The sequence below is a fragment of the Pseudomonas sp. NFR02 genome (assembly GCF_900119375.1).
GTDB classification, from domain to species: Bacteria; Pseudomonadota; Gammaproteobacteria; order Pseudomonadales; family Pseudomonadaceae; genus Aquipseudomonas; species Aquipseudomonas paracarnis.
This window is the reverse complement of sequence record NZ_FPJJ01000005.1, coordinates 141,560-158,819: the sequence shown is the minus strand read 5'-3', so window position 1 is coordinate 158,819 and position 17,260 is coordinate 141,560. Positions and strand designations below refer to the sequence as shown.

Genomic DNA, 17,260 nt, shown 5'->3' with positions numbered 1-17,260 from the left:
CGAGCAAGCCCGCTCCCACACAAGCGCGGATTACTTCCACCAATATTCGACCTGCACACCGACGTTCGACCCATGCCGCGCCGTGCCATAGGCGCCGGTATCGGACAAAGCCGAGCCCGCCGCCAGCTCATTGGCCGCACGCTTGGCCGCTTTATTCCAGGACGCATAGGTGTAATACAGCCGTACTTCCGGCCGCGCCCAGAACTCAGGGCCTTTGGGCGACCAGGTCGGGGCGAAGGTAAATTTGCTCAATTTGCGCGTACCGCCGGTGGCCTCGACCTGATCGTGCCCCAGCTCAGTAACCAGTTTGAATTGCTCGCTGAGCGCATACGCCGGGCGTACACCCAGGGACATCCAGTTCTGATCCTGACGCCCAGGGCGCACATCTTTCTGGTACACCGCCTCGACTTGCCCGCCGAAACGCGGAGTCACTTGCCAATCAAAGAACTCCACGGCGCGGTAACTTTTGCTACTTTTGTCCAACGTGGTATTGCCGGTGTAACCCAGACCGGTGCCGGGGCCTTCGCCGTACTGCAGGGCAAACTTGTTCTTGCCACCCAGGAAGGCCGCTTGTACATGCTGCGCCGTCAGCGCCCAGCCACTGTTGGTGTCACGGCCACCGGCCTTGGCGATGTAGCTCAAGCCAAGTTCCAGCTCGCCACCGGGGTTGGTCTTGAAACCGGCGACGTTGAAGTCGTGACGGGTGGCGTACTCCTTCTGGTACAGGTTGTCCTTGCGCGACAGGGCGTAGCTGTATTTCAAGCCGCCGATCAACACGTCCTCGATCCCACCACCGGTGGCGCTCTGGTTCCAGTAGTAGAAGTCGGAAATATGGATGTCGTTACGTTTGTAGTAACGCCGCCCGGCCCACAGCGAACCGCCATTGAGACTGGGCAGGTTGGACCATTGCGCATACATCTGCGGCATGCGCGCCGAGCCGTTGTTTTCACCCTGGAACTTCAGGGCGCGGTCGTACCGGTTGTAGAGGGACGCCATGGCATCGACGCTGAGCACCGAACCGTCATCGAGGGTCAGCAGGTCCTGGCGCAATTCCAGTTCAGCGTACTGCTCGCATTCGTTACCCAGGCGGTATTTGGTTTGCGCACCCGGCAGTTGGAAACATTGCTGCTTGCCGCTGCCCGTTGACGTGCCCACGCCGCTGCGCAAATACCCGGCAAACTCCAGGGCTTGCGCGCCAAAAGGCACCGTGAGGCAGGAGGCAATAAGGCCCAGCTTTATTGTTGTTTTCATGAAACGCTCCTTTTATTTTTATTGTTTTTTCTTACTGTCTTGCATGACGCGATCCCTGTAGGAGCGAGCTTGCTCGCGAAAAACTTCCTGCCTCCACGCAACACCTGGAGGGGCGCGTTTTCGTTGACGATCTTCGCGAGCAAGCTCGCTCCTGCAGGGGGTGTTTCAATCAGTCAGGTGCAGCACGAAGGATTCATAAGGACGTAACAGCACAGTGCTCGTGCGCAGGGGGCAGTCGGGGTAGTTGCTGATCAACAGGCGTTGCTCGCTCTCGGCGTTGATCACGCTTTCTGGCAGCTGGATCTCGCATGGCGATCCATAGAAGTTGTTGAGTACCAACAGGCGCTCGCCGTGGCCTTCACGCAGGTACGCCCAGACCTGGAGATGGTCTTGCAGCATCGGGCGGTAAACGCCTTGCTGTATCAGCGGTTCGCGACGGCGCAGATCGATCAGCCTGCGGTAGTGATGCAGCACCGAATCCGTGTCATCCATCTGGCTTGCGACGTTGATCTGCGCAGCATTCGCGGGAATGCCGATCCAGGGTTCACCGCGGCTGAACCCCGCGTTCGCTTCGGTGCTCCACTGCATGGGCGTACGCCCGTTATCGCGGGACTTCTGCATGATCGCCGCCATGCTCGAGGCTTCGGACTCTCCCGCGTCGCGCTTGAGCCGGAAGATGTTCAGGGTTTCCACATCGCGGTATTGCGAGATGCTGTCGAAGCCTGGATTGGTCATACCCAACTCTTCGCCCTGATACACATACGGCGTGCCCTGCAGAAAGTGCAGCGCCGTGGCGAGCATCTTGGCCGAGACCACGCGGTATTGGCCGTCGTCACCAAAGCGCGAGACCACCCGTGGCTGGTCGTGGTTACACCAGAACAACGCGTTCCAGCCGCCGCCGGCCTGCATGCCTATCTGCCAGTCGGAGAAAATCTGCTTGAGTTGCAGGAAGTCGAAGTCAGCCTTCACCCACTTTTGCAGGTTGGGGTAATCGACTTTCAGGTGGTGGAAGTTGAAGGTCATCGACAGTTCTTTAGACGCTGGATTCGAGTAGCGAATGCAGTGTTCCAGGCGGGTGGATGACATCTCGCCCACGTTGATAAGGTCATGGCCTTCAAAGACTTCACGGTGCATTTGCTGCAAGTATTGGTGCACGTTCGGGCCGTCGGTATAGAAGCGGCGGCCGTCGCTGTTGTCCTCGGGGAAGTCGGCGGGCTTGGAGATCAGGTTGATCACATCCAGGCGGAAGCCGCCCACGCCTTTGTCGCGCCAGAAGCGCATCATCTTGAACACTTCGGCGCGCACCTGGGGGTTGTCCCAATTGAGGTCGGCCTGTGTATGGTCGAACAGATGCAGGTAGTACTGGCCAGTCTGCGCTTCGTACTCCCAGGCCGAGCCGCCGAACTTGGATTCCCAGTTGTTCGGCTGGTCGCGCCAGATGTAGAAGTCACGATAGGGATTGTCGAGGCTGCTGCGCGCCTGCTGGAACCATTCGTGTTCGATGGAGGTGTGGTTGACCACGATATCGAGCATCAGCTTGATACCACGCTTGGCGGCTTCGCTGATCAGCAGGTCGCAGTCGGCCATAGTGCCGTAGCTGGGGTCGATGGCGTAGTAGTCGCTGATGTCGTAGCCGTTGTCGCGCTGGGGCGAACGCAGGAACGGGGTGACCCACAGGCAATCCACGCCCAGCCATTTGAGGTAGTCGAGTTTGTCCACGATGCCCAACAGGTCACCGGTGGCGTTACCCGCGTGGCTGTGGAAGCTTTTGGGGTAGATCTGGTAGATCACCGAGTGTTGCCAGGTTTGCATGGTGGGTTCCTTCAGTAGAGTTGGGTGCTGGCCCTTCTGGCCTCATCGCAGGCAAGCCAGCTCCCACACTTGAATGTGTTCACAAATCACTGTGGGAGCTGGCTTGCCTGCGATAGCGATCTTCAGGCGACCCGATAACCAGGCCGAACGATCTTCATGCTCAACATGCACGTCAGCGCAAACGGCACGACCATCGCCACGACCATGCCGATCACGAACATCGGAATCGCGCTCGGCACGATCGAGATAAACCCGGGCAACCCACCGACGCCGATGGCCGAGGCCTGCACCTTGTTCAACGACAGAAAAATGCTGCCCAGCGCCGAGCCCAGCAGCGCGGCATAGAACGGAAATTTGAAGCGCAGGTTCACGCCGAACATCGCCGGCTCCGTGATGCCGAAGTAAGCGGAAATCGCCGAGGTCGAGGCCATGCTTTTGTCCCGCGCGTTGCGGGTCATGTAGAACACCCCGAGGGCGGCGCTGCCCTGGGCCAGGTTGGACATGACGATCATCGGCCAGATAAAGGTGCCGCCCTGAGTGGAGATCAACTGCAGGTCGACGGCGAGGAACATGTGGTGCATGCCGGTGATCACCAGCGGCGCATAGAGCAGGCCGAAAATCGCGCCGCCGATCATCGGGGCGATCTCGAACAGGGTCACCAAACCTTCGGTGATCAGGATGCCAAGGTGACGGGTCACCGGGCCGATAATCGCCAGGGCCAGCACGCCGGTGACGACGATAGTGGTGATCGGCACCACCAGCAGTTGAATGGCATTCGGCACCCGCGCCCGCAGCCACTTTTCGATCACGCTCATGACAAAGGCCGCCATCAGGATCGGCAGGATCTGCCCCTGGTAACCGACTTTCTCGATCTGGAACCAGCCGAAGATATCGAAGTACGGCAGGCTCTGGCCGTCGAGGCCGGCAACCGCCTTGCCGTAGTTCCAGGCGTTGAGCAGGTCCGGGTGCACCAGCATCAGGCCCAGCACGATGCCGAGGATTTCACTGCCGCCGAACCGCTTGGCCGCCGACCAGCCCACCAGTGCCGGCAGGAACACGAAGGAGGTGTTGGCCATCAGGTTGATCAGGCTCCACAGACCATCCAGGTTCGGGTAGGCCTCCAGCAGCGTCTTGCCTTCGATGAACATGCCCTTGGCGCCCATCAGGTTGTTCACGCCCATCAACAGGCCGGCAATGATCAGCGCGGGCAGGATCGGCATGAACACATCGGAGAACACCCGCACCAGGCGCTGCATGGGGTTGGTCTTGTCGCCGCCGGCTTTCTTGACGTCGGCAATGGTCGACGCGGCCAGGCCGGTCAGTTCGCGCAGGGCGGCGTAGACCTTCTCCACCTCGCCGGGGCCGATCACCACCTGGAACAGGCCACCGGTAAAGAACGAGCCCTTGACCAGATCGACCTGGTTCAGGGCACTGCTGTTGACCAGGCTGGGGTCCTTGAGCGCCAGGCGCAGGCGGGTCACGCAATGGGCGGCCTGCTCAAGGTTTTCGCGGCCCCCGAGGTTGTCGAGAATCTCGCGGGCAATCGTTGAATAGTCGTGGCTCATGCTCGTTTTCCACTGTGATTGTTTTTATGGGTGGCAGTCGTTGGCAGCACGCCGAGGAGGGAAAAGTACTCGTCTGTACGAGTTAAATCAACAACTCGTCTGTACGAGTTACACTTTTGTTTATGCCTGCGAGCTTTCTGTCAGATTTTTCCCCGGCTCGCACCGCTGTCCAATGGACAAACCCCACCTCTGCCACTATGGTTCCTGCCTTGAACGCGCAGTCCACCTTCATAACGCCGGGCAAGAGCCATCCCATGAGCAAATACAACCAGATCTATACGGATCTGCTTGCCAGCATCACCACCGAGCGCCTGCAACGCGGTACGCGCCTTCCCTCCGAAACCGAACTGATGGACGCCTACCAGGCCAGCCGTGGCACCGTACGGCGCGCCATCGAGCAGTTGCAGGAACGTGGCTTTGCGCAAAAGATCCACGGCAAGGGCACCTTTGTGTTATCGCCCAACCCGATCGAGTTCCAACTGGGCGGCATCGTCAGCTTCCACGAAACGCACGCTGACCTGGGCGATGACGTACGTACCGACGTGGTCGAGTTCACCCAGATCCCGTTGGAAGGCTCACTGCTGCAGCACATCGAGGCCGAACCCGGCACACTGATCACGCGCATCAAACGGGTGCGCCGCATCGGTGGCAAACGCGTGATTCTGGACATCAACCACTTCATCAGCGACCTGATTCCCGGCCTGGACCGCGACATCGCCGAGCAGTCGATCTACGCGTTTATCGAGCAAACGCTGCAGCTGCAGATCAGCTACGCGCAACGCACCATCGAAGCCCTGCCACGCAGCAAGGACGACCAGGCGCATCTGGATCTGGAGGGGCAAAGCCATGTGATTGTGGTGAGTAACCAGACGTTCTTGCAGGATGGAAGGCAGTTCGAGTACACCGAGTCGCGGCATACGTTGGATAAGTTTTATTTTTCGGATATTGCGAGACGCTGAAGCCTTACCCAACAACTATGTAGCGCCCGCAAGCGTCGCACCTGAGGGACCCTCGCCTTCTTTTTGAAGGATGAGCCCTCCATGAGTACCGGTACCCCCCTGCCCAATGCAGCCGACAAGGCCGCGCTGATAACGTTGGCCACCCAAATAATCCCGGCATGCCCCAGCCTGAATGACAGCGCCCATCAAACCGCCTGCGACATCCTGCAAAAGCACGGTGTAAAAGGCCTGGACCCGGATGACGTCTACTACCATCGGTTCAAGAGCGCCCAGAGCAGCACCAAGACCTTCACCGGTTGGGAACACCTACTGGAAAAACCCTACGAATCGACAACCCTGACGCAGTTGGTGATTCATCGCTTTCGTGCCACCGATTTCGACAACGCCGACTTGCTCGACCTGTATGGGGGTTTTTACACCGCGGGTCCGGTGTATGGCGACTTTAATGAAACCAACGAAGTGCGTCTGCATGGCAACGAAGTGCTGAAGGACTTCTGGAACATTCGATTCGACAGCCTCTACAACGGTCAACTGGACGACTTCTGGCACAGCCATGCCGACGACTTCCGAACCCTGGCCAAATGCAATTTTCTCAGCAAAGCGGTTCAGGCCGCCGACCTCAAACAGCTGACAAAAGAAGACCTAGAGACCTGCATCAGTACTGTCGCCTCCAACGTGACATGGCCTATCACCCGCAAGATGCTGCAAACCGAAGTGTCTGCAGGCGCCCCCCCCCAGGTATACGCCCTGGATGTAGACGGCCATGTGGCGTTCAACTTGCTACGCATCGTCGATCCGAAGGGCCGCCAGATTCTTTACACGCCCGGCGACACCCCTGCGTTCCAAGTCCTGGAAACCCCGGCGGACATGCACTGGTGGGTTCTGGGCAAAATGAACAACGAACAGAGCCGCGATGCCTTCCTCTGTCACTTCCCGCTGTCTGATCGCCTGGCCATGCAGGAGAACATCACTGACCTGATGAACCGTCTCGTCGGCACGTGGGGCAAGTCCGACCACCATCTGATCAACCGCAAAAACCAGGCGATCAATGTCGATGCTTTCTCCTGGTTGATGGAACGTACGCGCTGGTCCATGTACGACGAGGCTCGGCAACTGCTGACCACCCAGAAGGACCTGCAAAAGAAACTCTGGATAGGCTACCTGAGCGCCGGCTTGAAAGTGTTCGGCCCAATGGCCGCGATCGGCTGGGAAGTGGCTTTGCCGGTCCTGGGCGCCAGCATCGCGCTCACCGGTATGAATATCGATCAGGCCGTCAATGGCCGTACCCGCGCAGAGCGCAAGGCTGGCGTGACGGCGGCGGTGATCAATGGTATCGCCATGCTGTTCAACGTGCTGGCCCTGGCCGGGCCGGGCCCCATCACGGAGGTGGGTGCGGAGGTCGATGCCGCAGAGGCCGCCGAAATGGCCGAGTACAAAAAGGAACTACAGCCTGAGCCCGTCGATGAGCCCGCAGTGACACCGACGGGTGGAGAAACGACGGTACCGCCCACTGCCGGGGAGCCACCGGCCGCCACCTCCCAGATACCGACATCCTGGAAACGCCTGCAAGGCCTGGAAGAGGCAACCCCAATGACCGAAGGAGGACGCTACCGCAATATCTACACCGTCAAAGCCAACCCTTCGACCGTCATCAAGTTCAAGGATGCCGTCTATTACGTACGCTACGAGGCCGATATCAATGGCGAAGGGAGCTGGGCAATTATCGATCCACAGAACCCTAACGCTTTTTACGGCACACGCCCGGTACAACTCAACGCCGCCGGTGAATGGGAGCTCGCTTTGCGTCCATCCGACGCCATCAGGGGAGGTGCTCCGGTCGACACGGTCGCTGCAGGCGAAACACGGCTGGGTACAAGCACGGTCGAAGAAACCATGCCGAGTTCCTATGGCTCGCCCAACGCCAGTAACCCACCCTCCAGCCTCGGCACCGCTTATGACCTCAACGACCTGGACCCGTACCAGATTGAGCTGGCAATGGGCGGCAGGCCGGACCACTTCAAGCGTATCCCCAAGCCTGGAGGCGGCTTCACTGACTTCTACACCTCAGATTATTTTATCAATCCGGCGCGCACCAAAATCCTCACCGCAGCGCGTCAATTTTTCTCCCGGCCCTTTTTCATTCACAGCCTGCCTGAGCGCCCGGCCTTGCCCTCGCTCACGCCAGAAATGTCCTCCACCGAGCTGATTGAAGCCGTGTTCAAAACCGCCCCCGGTCTGGTCGTCGCTGAAAGCCCGAATCGCATCGCCAGCTTGTACGTTCTGATCAAAGACATGCCTGCCCTGGCGCGCCAAGGGATCAAGACGCTCTACCTGAACCGCCTGTTCAACGACCTGCATCAACTGGACCTCGATACGTTCGCCAACACCGGGGTGCTGTCTGACGACCTGAAAGTCTATCTTGAGCAAATGGATGCCTTGTTGCCGGTACGCTTTAACACCCAGGCACTGCTCACCGCCGCCAGGGCCTACGGCATACGTGTGCAGGCCACGGGCTGCCTGGCCAATTACCGATCCTTCGCGGTGGCGATGGATGAACAAATGGCCAAGAACTTCCTGACCAGCGAAATCATTCGCCTGGACCAGCTCAAGAACGGCGTCGGCAAATGGGTAGCGTTGACCGGGGCGCAAAACACCAACACGTTCAGGGGCGTGGCCGGTATCAGTGAAATAAACGGTGGCACCAGCCTGCGCATCGTTGAGGAACTCAATGCCGCCAGCCCCAAGGTTGAAGTGCGTCTTGGCCCAAAGGTAGTGAATCGGCCCAAAGTAAACCCGAGCCTGAATGCTCTGGACACAGACCTCTCTCTGAAAATACCCATGACCGAACTGGAGATGCCACGCACCTATGTGTTCACTGAGCGGCAGGTCGAGGATGCGCTCAAGCTTCCTGGCGATTACCTGCTGGAACAGACCCAATCGACATTGACCCTGATCCACCGTAATCGGCTCAAGGCGCTGGTGCGCAGTACTATCCAGAGCACCATCAGCCAGGGTTACTTTATTGATGCGGCCCAGTTCCCTCGGCTTAACGGTAACGTTTACAACTCCTTGCCGGAACTGCTCCAGGCCCTCAACAACCAGGGCATGCGGTTCAGGGGGTTGCCACTGATCAAGACGCCGGTTCCGACGGCCGAGGTAAACATTAATAACGTGCCCGCTTACGACGACATCCCGCCACCCGCAGGCTTTGTTCCCGCAGTGAATTTACCCGTGATGCCGGCAGCGACCAGCACCCCGCAGGTTCCTCCTGCGTGGGAAGCCAATGAGATCCTGGAGGGCGAAGCACCGGTCAGCGAACCTGGGAAATACCAAGGGATCTATCGACTCACGTCCGACCCTGGCGAGGCGATTCTGTACGATGGCAAACCCTATTACGTACGCTATGAAACCTATCGAGGGGGGACCAGCGGCTGGGCCATCATCAACCCCCACGCCCCCAACGCCACTGCGGATTCGATTGCGGTTCGGCTGAACGCACAAGGGCAGTGGGAAACATTTGCTCGCTAGCCACGGATCACCACCCTGAAACAACAAAGCCCCGGCATCTGCCGGGGCTTTGTTTATTTACGATTCGAGGCGCGGGCCAGGAATCATTCCCACTCAATCGTCGCCGGCGGCTTGCTCGACACGTCATAAGTCACGCGCGAGATACCTTCGATCTCATTGATAATCCGGCCGCTGACCGTCTCCAGCAGTTCGTAAGGCAGGTGTGCCCAACGCGCTGTCATGAAGTCGATGGTCTCTACGGCGCGCAGCGCAACAACCCATGCGTAACGACGACCATCGCCGACAACGCCCACCGATTTCACCGGCTGGAACACCACGAACGCCTGGCTGACCTTGTGGTACCAGTCGGCCTTGCGCAGTTCTTCGATGAAGATGTGGTCGGCGCGGCGCAGCAGGTCGGCGTATTCCTTCTTCACTTCACCCAGGATACGCACACCCAGGCCCGGGCCTGGGAATGGGTGGCGGTAGACCATGTCGTACGGCAGGCCCAGTTCCAGGCCCAGACGGCGGACTTCGTCCTTGAACAGTTCGCGCAGCGGTTCTACCAGCTTGAGGTTCATTTCCTCAGGCAGGCCACCCACGTTGTGGTGGGACTTGATCACGTGGGCCTTGCCGCTTTTGGCGCCGGCCGATTCGATCACGTCGGGGTAGATGGTGCCCTGGGCGAGGTACTTGATGTTGTCCAGTTTGTTGGACTCGGCATCGAACACGTCGATGAAGGTGCGGCCGATGATCTTGCGCTTCTTCTCCGGGTCGGACTCGCCGGCCAGGTTGTTGAGGAACTGGTCCTCAGCGTTGGCGCGGATCACCTTGACGCCCATGTTCTCGGCGAACATGGCCATCACTTGCTCACCTTCGTGCAGGCGCAGCAGGCCGTTGTCGACAAACACGCAGGTCAGTTGGTCGCCGATGGCCTTGTGCAGCAGTGCCGCTACAACCGAGGAGTCAACGCCGCCGGACAGGCCAAGCAATACGTTGTCAGTGCCGACCTGGGCGCGCACTTGGGCGATGGCATCTTCAGCAATTTTCGACGGGGTCCACAGGGCTTCACACTCGCAGATGTCGAGGATGAAACGCGACAGGATGCGCCCGCCTTGCTTGGTGTGGGTCACTTCCGGGTGGAATTGCACGCCGTAGTAGCGACGCTCGTCGCTGAACATGCCGGCAATCGGGCAGCTCGGGGTGCTGGCCAGGATGTGGAAATCTTCCGGCATTTTGGTGACCTTGTCACCGTGGCTCATCCACACGTCGAGGCCGAACAGGCCGTCGGCGTCGATGTGGTCTTCGATGCCGTCCAGCAGGCGGCTCTTGCCGACCACGTCTACACGGGCATAACCGAATTCACGCAACTCGGAACCTTCAACCTTGCCGCCCAGTTGCTCGGCCATGGTCTGCATGCCGTAGCAGATGCCGAACACCGGCACGCCCAGGTCGAATACCGCCTGCGGGCAGCGCGGGCTGTTGGCTTCGTGAACGGACTCGGGGCCACCGGCGAGAATGACGCCTTTGGGTGCGAATTCGCGGATCGCTTCATCGTCCATGTCGAACGGGTGCAGTTCGCAGTACACGCCGATTTCACGCACGCGGCGGGCGATCAGTTGGGTGTACTGGGAACCGAAGTCGAGGATCAGGATGCGGTGGGCGTGAATGTCGAGGGCCATGAAGTCAGTCTCGTCTAATGAATCAGAAACAACTCGGGGCTGAAGAACAGCCCCGGTTACTTAACATTTTGCTGGAAGGCTCAACCTACACGGTAGTTTGGCGCTTCCTTGGTGATCTGCACGTCGTGGACATGGGATTCAGCCATGCCGGCGCCGGTGATCCGCACGAACTCTGGCTTGGTGCGCATTTCTTCGATGTTGGCACTGCCGGTGTAGCCCATCGAGGAACGCAGGCCGCCCATCAGTTGATGGATGATCGCGCTCAGGGTGCCTTTGTACGGCACACGGCCTTCGATGCCTTCCGGTACGAGCTTCTCGGCGCCTGCCGAAGAGTCCTGGAAATAACGGTCGGAAGAGCCTTGCGCCTGGGACATGGCGCCCAGCGAACCCATGCCACGGTAAGCCTTGTACGAACGGCCCTGGAACAGTTCGATCTCGCCCGGCGCTTCTTCGGTACCGGCGAACATCGAGCCCATCATCACGCAGGAGGCACCGGCGACGATGGCCTTGGACAGGTCACCGGAGAAACGGATGCCACCGTCGGCGATCAAGGGTACGCCAGTGCCTTCAAGGGCAGCGGCGACGTTGGCGATGGCGCTGATCTGCGGCACGCCCACACCGGCGACGATACGCGTGGTGCAGATGGAGCCTGGGCCGATACCGACCTTGACTGCATCGGCGCCAGCTTCGGCCAGGGCCTTGGCGGCAGCGCCGGTGGCGATGTTGCCGCCGATCACCTGCACGTCAGGGAAGTTCTGCTTGACCCAACGCACGCGGTCAATCACGCCTTTGGAGTGGCCGTGGGCGGTGTCGACCACTACCACGTCAACACCGGCGGCGACCAGGGCCGAGACCCGATCACCAGTGTCTTTACCGGTACCGACGGCAGCGCCAACACGCAGACGACCTTGGTCATCCTTGCTGGCCAGCGGGTAAGCCTTGGCTTTTTCGATGTCGTTGACGGTCATCATGCCTTTGAGGGCGAATTTGTCGTCGACGATCAGCACGCGCTCGATGCGGTGCTTGTGCAGCAGTTCGCGCACATCGTTCTTGTCGGCGCCTTCCTTGACGGTGACGAGGCGCTCTTTAGGCGTCATCACTTCACGGACGGTGACTTCAAGGCGGTTCTCGAAACGCACGTCACGGGAAGTGACGATGCCGACCAGGTCGCCATCGTGCAGCACCGGGACGCCGGAGATGTTGTGCATACGCGTGAGTTCGAACAGGTCACGCACGGTGGCGTCAGCTTCGATGGTGATCGGATCTTTCACCACGCCGGCTTCGTAACGCTTGACCTTGCGCACTTCGGCAGCTTGCTGCTCGATGGTCATGTTCTTGTGGATGATGCCGATGCCGCCTTCCTGAGCCATGGCAATGGCCAGACGGGCTTCGGTGACGGTGTCCATGGCAGCGGAAACCAGGGGAATATTCAGCTCGATGCCACGGGTTAGGCGGGTCTTGAGACTGACTTCGTTAGGAAGCACCTCGGAATAACCGGGCACTAGGAGAATGTCGTCGAATGTCAGAGCTTCTTGGCTGATACGCAGCATCGCGGGGGCTCCCGAGCGGGAAAATGGAAGCGCGCCATTATATACATGCACCCTGCCCGGCTCAATGTAAAACTCTGACAAACTTGGTAATACTGATAGATGGATTAAAGCTCGACTTTGACCCAGCTCATTTTCTGGTCCAACCAATCAGCAAATTCGTCGATAAAGCTCTGCTTGAACCCCGCCTCCGCCCAGTTGTTGAAGATGAACCCCAGGTTGGAAAACCCGCATTCCTGCAGGAACAGAAAACCGTTGATGTCATCTTCATGCCCACACAGCGGGCAGGTGAAGTTGTCGGTGTGGCCAGGCATCCAGTCTTCCAGGCTTTCGAACAGCGCCTCACCAACTTCCTTCAGGCATTCCGGGCAACCGGCTTCTTCAAGAAACCCCTTGGCCGGGGTATAGATGCAACGCTTGTAGATGATCTCCAGGCCATTGACCGGCTCGTTGAACGGCAGCGCCTCGGGGTGCAGCACCACGGCGCGGGCGCCATCGGCCAGGGCGTAGCCCATGCGGTTGCCGGTACGCCCGCAAGTGGTGAGTTCTTCCTTGATGATGTTCTTGCGCACCAGCCAGCGCACAATCGCCCGGGCGCGGGGTTCGTGGACGGGCAAGGTGGAGATTTTCGGGACAAGGATGCTTTGGGAGTTCATGGGAGGCCTGCGGTGTGGCTATTGGCGCCATCGCGGGCAAGCCCGGCTCCCACAGTTGATCGCATTCCAATGTGGGAGCCGGGCTTGCCCGCGATGACGCCCGGGAGGACGGCAGCTTAATCCCTGAAAAAATCAGGTCAAGTACTCACATACCGCCCGATCAACGCAATACCACTGGCCAATACCAACCAGGTCACCAACCGCACGAACGCCTCCCGGGACAGCCGCATCGTCAGCCTGCGCCCACACCACAGCCCCAGGGCCATCGCCGGCAACAGACAAACCGCCAACATCAATAACGGCAAATCTGCATACACCCCGGCAATCAGGAACAAACTCAAACGCACGACCGTGCTGCAACTGATCAGCGCGCTTTGCGTGGCCCGCGCCTCGTCTTTGGGTAAACGGCTGTTAAGGTAAATCGCATATAAAAAGCCGCCACTACCAAATAGCGCACCAAACAGGCCACCCACAGTGCCCATGGGAATCGACCAGCCCGCCGCCAATTGAGTCGGCCGTGCTTTCACCGCCAGGCTGTAAATCGCGTAGGCACTGATAAACAGCCCCATCAACAACAGCAACAAGTCCGAATGCAAGTTGAGCAAAAACCCCACGCCCAGGCTGCAGCCGATGGCCATGCAGGGCAGCAACCGCAACAGTTCCGGCTTGTTCACATCGTGCCGCGCTTGCAGCAGGCCGCCAAACGCCGCGACAAAATCCAGCAGCACCAGCAACGGGATGATCTTCGACAGCGGCATGAATAGAATCAGGATTGGCCCGGCGACCAAGGCCGTCCCGAACCCGGCAATGCCAAACACCACATAGGCCAGCACCACACCCAGGCCGATCACCAGCCAATCCACAGCCCCGAACGACCACTGACTCATCAACTCAACCAGGCTCATGGGTTATTCCTTGTTGGACATGGCCTTCACTTTAGCCATTGTCTACTGTTGCGACTAATATCTTCAAAGCCAGCCACTCATCTCAAAAAGGCATGACTCGTGATCTCCACGCGGCAACTGCGTTACTTCGTCGAAATCGCCGAGAGCGGCAGCTTCAGTGCCGCGGCCGAACGCCTGTTTGTGGCGCAGTCGGCCTTGAGCCGGCAGATCAAGGAACTGGAAAATCAACTTCAAACCCCATTGTTCGAACGCACCGCACGCCAACCGCGGCTCACAGCGGCCGGTGAAGCGTTCTACCCACGGGCGCGCAATTTGTTGAGTGAGTTGCTCAAGGCCAGCGAAGTGGCGACCCTCGTAGGCAATGGCCAGCTTGGCACGCTGCGCCTGAGTCACTCGAGCACCGTGCCGATGAGCGGCGCGTTATTGCACGGCATCAGCAACTGGCTAGAGCGCTGTCCGGGCGTGTCGGTGGATATTGCCAAGCTCTCCTCCGAAGCTCAGTTGGAGGATATCGCCGAGGGTCGCCTGGACGTCGGCCTGCTACGCTTGCCCGTACTGCGCCAGCGCGACGGCGTGCGTGTGCTGCCGTTGTACACGGAGCCGTTGGTGCTGGCGGTGCCGCCGAATCATCCGTTGGCACGCAGCGACGCGCCGGTGGAGTTGGCACAGCTAAAGGACCAAGCGTTTATCTCGATCCCCCATCCCCAACGCGGCGGGCTGAGTTATCTGTCGGCCGAATTGTGCATGCGTGCAGGTTTTTTCCCCAAGTCCGCACGGGTGATGTCGCGCAAGACCACGCAGTTGCAATTGATCCAGGCCGGTTTCGGTATTGCCTTGTTACCAAAATCCATGCAGGAAATCGCCCCCGCCAACCTGCACTTTTTACCCCTGGCCGACCCGGACTGCCACAGCACCGTGGCCCTGGCCTGCGCGCAAGTGCAGAGCCCGCTGGTGGAGCAATTCTGTCAAACCCTGCACGAATGCCTATAAACTGCCGCCCATGATTAAAGATCCTTTTGCCCGTTTGGGCCTGGACCGCGAAGTCCTGACTGTCAGCCAGCTCAACGGCCGTGCGCGGGTGTTGTTGGAAGACGTGTTCACCAATATCTGGGTGGAAGGCGAGATCTCCAACCTCGCTCGCCCAGCCTCCGGCCATGTGTATTTCACGCTCAAGGACAGCGGGGCCCAAGTGCGTTGTGCGCTGTTTCGCAACAACGCTGCACGCGTACGCCAGGCGTTGAGGGACGGGCTGGCGGTGAAGGTGCGCGGCAAGGTCTCGTTGTTCGAGGGCCGTGGTGATTACCAACTGATCCTCGATACCGTGGAGCCAGCCGGTGACGGTGCGCTGCGCCTGGCCTTTGATGCACTGAAGGAAAAGCTGAGCGCCGAAGGCCTGTTCAGTGCCGAACGCAAGGTGGCGCTGCCGGTGCATCCTCGGCGCATCGGCATTATCAGCTCGCCCACCGGCGCGGTGATTCGCGACATTATCAGCGTGTTCCGCCGCCGCGCGCCGAACATTGAACTGACCCTGATCCCTACCGCCGTGCAAGGCCGCGAAGCAATCCCGCAGATCGTGCGGGCGCTGAAACTCGCCGACGCTCGTGGTTTCGACGCGCTGATCCTGGCCCGTGGCGGTGGCTCCCTTGAAGACTTGTGGTGCTTCAACGAAGAGGCGGTGGCCCGTGCAGTTGATGCCTGTGTTACCCCTATCGTCAGCGCCGTTGGTCATGAAACCGATGTGTCCATCAGCGACTTCGTGGCGGACGTCCGCGCCCCTACTCCCTCCGCCGCCGCCGAGTTGTTGGCTCCCGACGCCAGCCATCTGGTACGCCAGGTAGAAAACCTGCAGCGCCGCCTGGTGATGCTGATGCGCAACCGCCTGAGCCACAGCCGCCTGCGCCTGGAAGGCATGGCCCGGCGCCTGCGTCATCCGGGCGAGCGCTTGCGCCAGCAGGCCCAGCGTCTGGATGACCTGGACATGCGCTTGCGCCGTGCCTTTGAGCGCAGCCTCAATACCCGTCGCGAGCGCTTGATCCGCCTGGAGACCCGCCTCGCCGGCCAGCACCCGGGCCGTCAACTGGCACTCTTGCGCCAGCGCCTGGACAGCCTCGCCGAACGCCTGCCCCGCGCCATGCGCGAAGGTCTCAAGGCTCGGCGTCTGCAACTGCAGAGCCAAGTGCAGACATTGCAGGTGGTCAGCCCGCTGGCGACCCTGGGCCGCGGCTACAGCATCCTGTTGGACGAGCGCGGCCAGGCGATTCGCAATGCCGCGCAAACCCACACCGGCCAGCGCCTCACCGCGCGCCTGGGTGAAGGCCAATTGCAAGTGCGGGTGGAAGACAACCACCTGACACCCGTCACCCTTTCATTATTGGATTGATCGATGCCACGCCTACTGAGCCTGTTGATGCTGTTGTGCCTCACGTTTAATGCCCACGCCGACAGCTACATCACGCGAACCCTGAACAAACCGGTGCCTGGCGGCGTGGCCGTCGTCGAGCTGGGCCCTTCGGCCACGGCGCCGAAAGCCACTTACCAGGGCAAGCCGGTGCTGGTGGTCAAGGAGCAGGACAACTGGCTGGCCATTGTCGGCATCCCGTTGACGGTCAAGCCCGGCAACGAGCGCATCAGCAGCGGTGGGCGCAACCTGCCGTTTATCGTCGGCTACAAGAAGTATCCGGAACAGCGCATCACTTTGAAGAACAAGAGCCAGGTCAACCCTGACCTGGCCCAGCTCAAGCGCATCGAAGGCGAACTGGCTGTGCAGCTCAAGGCTTACCGCAGTTTCAGCCCGAACCTGCCGAGCAACCTGGTGCTGGATAAACCGGTGAGCGGGCCGCTGTCGAGCAAGTTCGGCGTGCGACGCTTCTTCAACGGCGAAGAGCGCAACCCGCACTCGGGCCTGGACTTCGCCGTGCCGGCCGGTACGCCGATCAAGACGCCCGCCAACGGCAAGGTCATTCTGGTGGGCAATTACTTCTTCAATGGCAACACGGTGTTCGTCGACCATGGCCAGGGTTTTATCAGCATGTTCTGCCATATGTCCAAAATCGACGTGAAGGTGGGCCAGCAACTGGTGCGCGGCGCGGTGGTGGGCAAGGTGGGTGCGACTGGCCGGGCGACTGGCCCGCACATGCACTGGAACGTCAGCCTGAACGATGCACGTGTAGATCCAGCGATCTTTATCGGCGCGTTCCAACCCTGATATCAAATGTGAAACTACGGGCCTCATCGCGGGCAAGCCCGGCTCCTACATTGGAAGGCTGCCCAGTGTGGGAGCTGGCTTTCCTGCGATGGTGCAAGCCGTCGCCTCAATTGCGCACCTGCCAAACCCACAGCAACAAAAACACACACCACTCGAAATTACGGCAATAAA

The 17,260-nt window shown here is 59.9% G+C and carries 12 protein-coding genes; 5 read left to right on the top strand and 7 right to left on the bottom strand.

The window, feature by feature from the left end; translation table 11 throughout:
- Positions 1–30 precede the first annotated feature (30 nt).
- The 3 genes from BT199_RS16720 to treP form a co-directional block, all read right to left on the bottom strand.
- Positions 31–1,251 (bottom strand): maltoporin, encoded by a 1,221-nt coding sequence (locus tag BT199_RS16720; RefSeq protein ID WP_072435066.1) that lies wholly within the window; start codon positions 1,249–1,251, stop codon positions 31–33.
- A gap of 165 nt (positions 1,252–1,416) precedes the next feature.
- Positions 1,417–3,063 (bottom strand): alpha,alpha-phosphotrehalase, encoded by a 1,647-nt coding sequence (gene treC, locus BT199_RS16715; protein ID WP_072435064.1) that lies wholly within the window; start codon positions 3,061–3,063, stop codon positions 1,417–1,419.
- Between the two features lie 122 nt (positions 3,064–3,185).
- Complete coding sequence (gene treP / locus BT199_RS16710) at positions 3,186–4,628, bottom strand: PTS system trehalose-specific EIIBC component (RefSeq protein WP_014719803.1); 1,443 nt, start codon at positions 4,626–4,628, stop codon at positions 3,186–3,188.
- A 254-nt stretch (positions 4,629–4,882) separates the two neighbouring features.
- Here treP and treR point away from each other — a divergent pair, with 254 nt between their 5' ends.
- Entirely contained in the window at positions 4,883–5,587 is a 705-nt protein-coding gene (gene treR / locus BT199_RS16705; protein WP_054918297.1) for a trehalose operon repressor, read from the top strand.
- A gap of 81 nt (positions 5,588–5,668) precedes the next feature.
- Positions 5,669–9,115 carry a membrane-targeted effector domain-containing toxin gene (locus BT199_RS16700; protein ID WP_072435062.1) on the top strand — a complete coding sequence of 1,149 codons (3,447 nt, stop codon included), beginning with the start codon at positions 5,669–5,671 and terminating at the stop codon, positions 9,113–9,115.
- A gap of 83 nt (positions 9,116–9,198) precedes the next feature.
- On the opposite strand, the gene guaA is transcribed toward BT199_RS16700, so the two are convergent.
- The 4 genes from guaA to BT199_RS16680 form a co-directional block, all read right to left on the bottom strand.
- Positions 9,199–10,776: a glutamine-hydrolyzing GMP synthase gene (guaA, locus tag BT199_RS16695; RefSeq protein WP_014719806.1), complete on the bottom strand. Its 1,578-nt coding sequence runs from the start codon at positions 10,774–10,776 to the stop codon at positions 9,199–9,201.
- Between the two features lie 80 nt (positions 10,777–10,856).
- Entirely contained in the window at positions 10,857–12,326 is a 1,470-nt protein-coding gene (gene guaB / locus BT199_RS16690; RefSeq protein WP_003193998.1) for an IMP dehydrogenase, read from the bottom strand.
- Between the two features lie 104 nt (positions 12,327–12,430).
- On the bottom strand, positions 12,431–12,979 hold the full coding sequence (locus BT199_RS16685) for a hypothetical protein (protein WP_005791157.1): 549 nt from the start codon (positions 12,977–12,979) through the stop codon (positions 12,431–12,433).
- A 137-nt stretch (positions 12,980–13,116) separates the two neighbouring features.
- Positions 13,117–13,884: a sulfite exporter TauE/SafE family protein gene (locus BT199_RS16680; protein ID WP_038451424.1), complete on the bottom strand. Its 768-nt coding sequence runs from the start codon at positions 13,882–13,884 to the stop codon at positions 13,117–13,119.
- A 99-nt stretch (positions 13,885–13,983) separates the two neighbouring features.
- Here BT199_RS16680 and BT199_RS16675 point away from each other — a divergent pair, with 99 nt between their 5' ends.
- From BT199_RS16675 to BT199_RS16665, 3 genes are read left to right on the top strand one after another with little or no spacing between them, the layout of a single operon-like run.
- Positions 13,984–14,874 carry a LysR family transcriptional regulator gene (locus BT199_RS16675; protein WP_072435060.1) on the top strand — a complete coding sequence of 297 codons (891 nt, stop codon included), beginning with the start codon at positions 13,984–13,986 and terminating at the stop codon, positions 14,872–14,874.
- Positions 14,875–14,884: 10 nt separating this feature from the next.
- Positions 14,885–16,264: an exodeoxyribonuclease VII large subunit gene (xseA, locus tag BT199_RS16670; protein WP_014719810.1), complete on the top strand. Its 1,380-nt coding sequence runs from the start codon at positions 14,885–14,887 to the stop codon at positions 16,262–16,264.
- A 3-nt stretch (positions 16,265–16,267) separates the two neighbouring features.
- Positions 16,268–17,089: a M23 family metallopeptidase gene (locus BT199_RS16665; protein ID WP_072435059.1), complete on the top strand. Its 822-nt coding sequence runs from the start codon at positions 16,268–16,270 to the stop codon at positions 17,087–17,089.
- The last annotated feature ends 171 nt before the right edge of the window (positions 17,090–17,260 follow it).